The 5,061-nt window shown below is 61.9% G+C and carries 5 protein-coding genes; 3 read left to right on the top strand and 2 right to left on the bottom strand.

Annotated elements, in window-relative coordinates; all coding sequences use genetic code 11:
- Positions 1-441, bottom strand: a 441-nt coding sequence (locus ENZ74_RS21390) for a TetR family transcriptional regulator C-terminal domain-containing protein (RefSeq protein ID WP_127312976.1), incomplete at its 3' end; no start/stop codon positions are given.
- A gap of 226 nt (positions 442-667) precedes the next feature.
- Here ENZ74_RS21390 and ENZ74_RS21385 point away from each other — a divergent pair.
- A complete protein-coding gene (locus ENZ74_RS21385; protein ID WP_013530907.1) occupies positions 668-1,996 on the top strand; it encodes an aspartate aminotransferase family protein in 1,329 nt (442 codons plus the stop codon).
- A 75-nt stretch (positions 1,997-2,071) separates the two neighbouring features.
- On the opposite strand, the gene ENZ74_RS21380 is transcribed toward ENZ74_RS21385, so the two are convergent.
- Complete coding sequence (locus ENZ74_RS21380; RefSeq protein ID WP_013530908.1) at positions 2,072-2,710, bottom strand: TetR/AcrR family transcriptional regulator; 639 nt, start codon at positions 2,708-2,710, stop codon at positions 2,072-2,074.
- 121 nt (positions 2,711-2,831) lie between these two features.
- Between ENZ74_RS21380 and ENZ74_RS21375 the strand changes: the two genes are divergently transcribed.
- On the top strand, positions 2,832-4,082 hold the full coding sequence (locus tag ENZ74_RS21375) for a Zn-dependent hydrolase (protein WP_063168504.1): 1,251 nt from the start codon (positions 2,832-2,834) through the stop codon (positions 4,080-4,082).
- A 63-nt stretch (positions 4,083-4,145) separates the two neighbouring features.
- Positions 4,146-5,061 (top strand): amidohydrolase family protein (locus ENZ74_RS21370; protein ID WP_164761115.1); only part of this gene is annotated, 916 nt, incomplete at its 3' end.

Genomic DNA, 5,061 nt, shown 5'->3' with positions numbered 1-5,061 from the left:
CATCCAGCCCTTGATGACGGCGGCCTTCTCGTCGACCAGCGTTTTCAGTTCGCCCGCCAGCAGCGGCATGATGCGCGGCGCGCCTTGCAGGATCTCGTTGGCGAACAGCCGGCTCTCGCGCGGAAAATCGCGCGCCATCTCCAGCTTGCGCCTGATGTAGCTGCGCAGTTCGGTTAGGGGATCGCCAATGTCGTCGAGTTCGCGCAGTGGCGCCAGCCAGGTGTCGAGCAGGCGCTGCATCAGCGTTTCGTGGATGTCTTCCTTGCGCCGGAAATAATAGAGCAGGTTCGGTTTCGACATGCCGGCAGCTTCGGCGATCTGGTCGATGGTCGAGCCGCGAAAGCCGTTGGTGGAGAAGACCTCAAGCGCCGCCTCCAGGATGAGTTCGCGCTTTTCCTGCTGGATGCGGGTGCGGCGAGGGGCATCCGTGCCGATGGTCACCGTTGCAAGCCCTCGTGTTGAGGCTCATCTGGACCAATTCTCTGGACCAGTTTTTCCCTAGCCTGTGGAACGCACTTCAGGTGCCGCATTTCCGCTAGTAATCCTTGACCGCCTACAGGGCGGTGCTAACGTTTGTCCAATCGGTCAAAAATTTGCGTAGCATGAAAACGCGGCAAAGACCAAGCGTTGGGCGCAGCGAAACAGTTTACAAGGGGAAGTCCTGGTCATGTCCAACCGGCTGAAAGTCACGCCGAACGATCTCAGTGCATTCTGGATGCCGTTCACGGCAAACCGGCAGTTCAAGCAGGCGCCGCGCATGATGGTGTCCGCCAAGGACATGCATTACACAACCAGCGACGGCCGCAAGGTGCTCGACGGCACCGCCGGCCTGTGGTGCGTCAATGCCGGCCACTGCCGTCCGAAGATCACCGAGGCGATCCAGCACCAGGCTGCCGAACTCGATTATGCGCCGGCCTTCCAGATGGGCCATCCGATCGTGTTCGAACTGGCCAACCGCCTGGTCGACCTGGCGCCCAAGGGCATGGACCATGTCTTCTTCACCAATTCCGGCTCGGAATCGGTCGAGACCGCGCTCAAAATGGCGATCGCCTATCACCGTGTGAAGGGCGAGGGCTCGCGCACCCGGTTGATCGGCCGCGAGCGCGGCTATCACGGCGTCAATTTCGGCGGCATCTCGGTCGGCGGCATCGTCACCAACCGCAAGATGTTCGGCACGCTGCTCGGCGGCGTCGACCATATGCCGCACACGCATCTGCCGGAAAAGAACGCCTTCACCAAGGGTGTGCCGGAGTATGGCGCGGAACTCGCCAACGAGCTGGAGCGTATCGTCGCCCTGCACGACGCTTCGACCATCGCCGCCGTCATCGTCGAGCCGGTCGCCGGCTCCACCGGCGTCATCCTGCCGCCGAAGGGTTATCTGGAGAAGCTGCGCGAGATCTGCACCAAGCACGGCATCCTGTTGATCTTCGATGAGGTCATCACCGGTTTCGGCCGTCTCGGCACACCGTTCGCCGCCGACTATTTCGGTGTCACGCCCGACATCATGACCACCGCCAAGGGCGTCTCCAACGGCGTCATCCCGATGGGCGCGGTGTTTGTGAAGAAGGAGATCCACGACGCCTTCATGACCGGCCCCGAGCACATGATCGAGTTCTTCCACGGCTACACCTATTCGGGCAACCCCATCGCCTGCGCGGCCGCACTCGGCACGCTTGACACCTACAAGGAAGAGGGCTTGCTGACCCGTGGCGAGGAGCTGGCGCCGTACTGGGAAGACGCGCTGCATTCGCTGAAAGGCGAGCCGAACGTCATCGATATCAGGAACATCGGCCTGATCGGTGCGATCGAGCTGGCGCCGATCGCCGGCCAGCCGACCAAACGGGCCTTCTCGGCCTTCGTCAAGGCGTTCGAGCGCGGCGCGCTGATCCGCACCACCGGCGACATCATCGCGCTCTCGCCGCCGCTGATCATCACCAAGGGCCAGATCAACGAATTGATCGACCATGTTCGAGATGTGCTGAGGTCAATCGATTGACGGACTGACGCGGTCGGTTGAGGTCGGCGCGGCAGCGCGCCGACCTGACCTTTTGCTTGCAACGAACCATTACAGTCAGGCGGGCAACGCACCGATCCCGGTCAGGATCACCCGCTTGATATTTTCCTTGGCTTCCCGCCATTGCCGGTCGGACAGAGGTTTTCCGCCATTGAGTGTCTCGATCTGATGGCCGAAATCGGCGTAGTGCTGGGTCGTAGCCCAAAGCATATAGAGCAGATGACGCGGATCCACCGGGTCCATCTTGGCTTCCTCGATCCAGCGCCTGATGATCTCGACGCGGCCGTCGGTCCATTCGCGCAGCGTCGATTCCATATAGTCCTGAAGCACCGGCGCCCCGTGCATCACTTCGGAGGCCCAGACCTTCGAGCCGTCGGGATGGCGGCGTGATATTTCCATCTTGGCGTCGATATAGGCACTGATGCCGTCTATGGGCCCGCGCGCCGCGTCGAAGCAATTGGCCGCCTGTAGCCAGATTTCAAAGATGTTTTGAACGACCGACCGGTAAAGCTCTTCCTTGGTGGCGAAATAGTAGTGGAGATTTGCCTTCGGCAGTCCGGCCAGATCCGCAATCAACTGCATCGTGGCGCCGCCAAACCCTGCCTCCGCAAACACCTTCTCTGCAGCGACGAGAATGGTTTTTTCATTCTCTCGGCGGATCTCCTGTCGCCGCATGGGGCGGGTGGGTTCTGCCATGTCTACCCCAAGATTCTAGTTGACCGCTTGGTCAGGTTGTGTAGTTTAAAAGCTGACCATACGGTCAAGCTGTAAATCACTCAAGGGGCGACAAGACCCCTGGTGTAGATGGGAACTCGAGATGGCCGCACCCGGCGAGAATCTGCGAATCAATTCAAACCGTTTGTGGGATTCCATCATGGAGATGGCGAAGATTGGCCCCGGCATTGCCGGCGGCAACAATCGCCAGACCGTGACCGACGAAGACGGCGAAGGGCGGCATCTGTTCAAGCGCTGGTGCGATGCGGCCGGGCTCGAAATGGGCGTCGATGAAATGGGCACGATGTTTGCCCGCCGCGAAGGCACCGATCCCAGCCTGCCGCCGGTCTATGTCGGCAGCCATCTCGATACGCAGCCGACCGGCGGCAAGTATGACGGCGTGCTCGGCGTACTGGGCGGGCTTGAAGTGGTGCGCTCGCTCAACGATCTCGGCATCAAGACCAAACATCCAATCGTCGTCACCAACTGGACGAACGAGGAGGGCTCGCGCTTCGCGCCGGCTATGATGGCGTCCGGCGTGTTCGCCGGCGTGCTCGACCAGGCCGATGTGTACGGGCATGTCGACAAGCAGGGCAAGAAATTCGGCGAGGAACTGGAGCGCATCGGCTGGAAAGGCCCCGAGAAGGTCGGCGACCGCAAGATCCATGCCTTCTTCGAACTGCATATCGAACAGGGTCCGATCCTCGAGGACGAAGATATCGACATCGGTGTCGTCACCCATGGCCAGGGCCTTAAATGGCTGCAGGTGACGCTGACCGGCAAGGAAGCCCATACCGGCTCGACGCCGATGCCCAAGCGCCGCAATGCCGGGCTCGGCATGGCGCGGGTGATCGAACTGGTGCACGAGATCGCCATGGACTACCAGCCCGATGCCGTCGGCGCGGTCGGCCACATGGAGGTCTATCCCAATTCGCGCAACATCATCGCCGGGCGCACCGTCTTCACCGTCGATATCCGCTCGCCGGAAAAGGAAGTGCTGGACGCGATGGATGGCCGCATCCGCGAAGGCATCGACACGATCTGCGATGCACTCGACATCCGCTGCGAGATCGAACAGGTCGGCGCTTTCGATCCGGTGACTTTCGATGCCGGCTGCGTCAAGGCGATCCGCGATGCCGCCGACCGCCTTGGCTATTCCCATCGCAACATCGTTTCCGGTGCCGGCCACGACGCCTGCTGGATCAACCGCGTCGCGCCCACCGCCATGGTGATGTGCCCTTGCGTCGATGGCCTCAGCCACAACGAGGCCGAAGAGATCACCAAGGAATGGGCTTCGGCGGGTGCCGATGTCTTGTTCCACGCGGTGGTGGAGACGGCTGTCATCGTGGAGTGAGCTTAGAATCCACCTTCCAAACGACGCTCGTAAAGAAGCGCGAAGAGAACAAGGGAACAGTCAATGACCAAAGTCATCCGAAACGGCACCATCGTCACCGCCGACCGCACCTGGAAGGCCGATGTGCTGATGCAGCACGGCAAGATCGTCGCCATCGGTTCGGGCCTGCATGGCGACCATGAGTTCGACGCCACCGGCTGCTACATCATGCCGGGCGGCATCGACCCGCACACCCATCTCGAAATGCCGTTCATGGGCACCTATTCGGCCGATGATTTCGAATCCGGCACGCGCGCGGCGCTCTCCGGCGGCACGACGATGGTGGTCGATTTCTGCCTGCCGGCGCCGCAGCAGTCGCTGCTCGAAGCCTTGCAGATGTGGGACAACAAGACCTCGAAGGCGTCGTGCGACTACTCCTTCCACATGGCGATCACCTGGTGGGGCAAGCAGGTGTTCGACGAGATGGCCACGGTCGTCGACAAGGGCATCACCTCGTTCAAGCATTTCATGGCCTACAAGGGCGCGCTGATGGTCGACGACGACGAGATGTATGCGTCGTTCCAGCGCTGCGCCGATCTCGGCGCGCTGCCGCTCGTTCATGCCGAGAATGGCGACGTGGTGGCGGCACTGTCGCAGAAGCTGCTGGCTGCCGGCAACAACGGCCCCGAGGGCCACGCCTATTCGCGGCCGCCCGAAGTGGAAGGCGAGGCGACCAACCGCGCCATCATGATCGCCGACATGGCCGGCGTGCCGCTCTATGTCGTGCATGTCTCCTGCGAGCAGAGCCACGAGGCGATCCGCCGGGCGCGCCAGAAGGGCATGCGGGTGTTCGGCGAGCCGCTGATCCAGCACCTGACGCTGGACGAGAGCGAGTATTTCGACAAGGACTGGGACCATGCGGCACGCCGCGTGATGAGTCCGCCCTTCCGCAACAAATCGCACCAGGACTCGCTGTGGGCCGGCCTGCAGGCGGGTTCGC

The sequence above is a fragment of the Mesorhizobium sp. M7A.F.Ca.CA.002.15.2.1 genome (assembly GCF_003998715.1).
GTDB classification, from domain to species: domain Bacteria; phylum Pseudomonadota; class Alphaproteobacteria; order Rhizobiales; family Rhizobiaceae; genus Mesorhizobium; species Mesorhizobium ciceri.
Note: the sequence above shows the minus strand (reverse complement) of the source record. Positions and strands in the feature narration are given on the sequence as shown.

Bases quoted from the DNA above. Each gene is read 5' to 3' on its own strand.
- ENZ74_RS21380 (WP_013530908.1), bottom strand. From the start codon at position 2,710: ATGGCAGAACCCACCCGCCCCATGCGGCGACAGGAGATCCGCCGAGAG.
- ENZ74_RS21375 (WP_063168504.1), top strand. From the start codon at position 2,832: ATGGCCGCACCCGGCGAGAATCTGCGAATCAATTCAAACCGTTTGTGG.
- ENZ74_RS21385 (WP_013530907.1), top strand. From the start codon at position 668: ATGTCCAACCGGCTGAAAGTCACGCCGAACGATCTCAGTGCATTCTGG.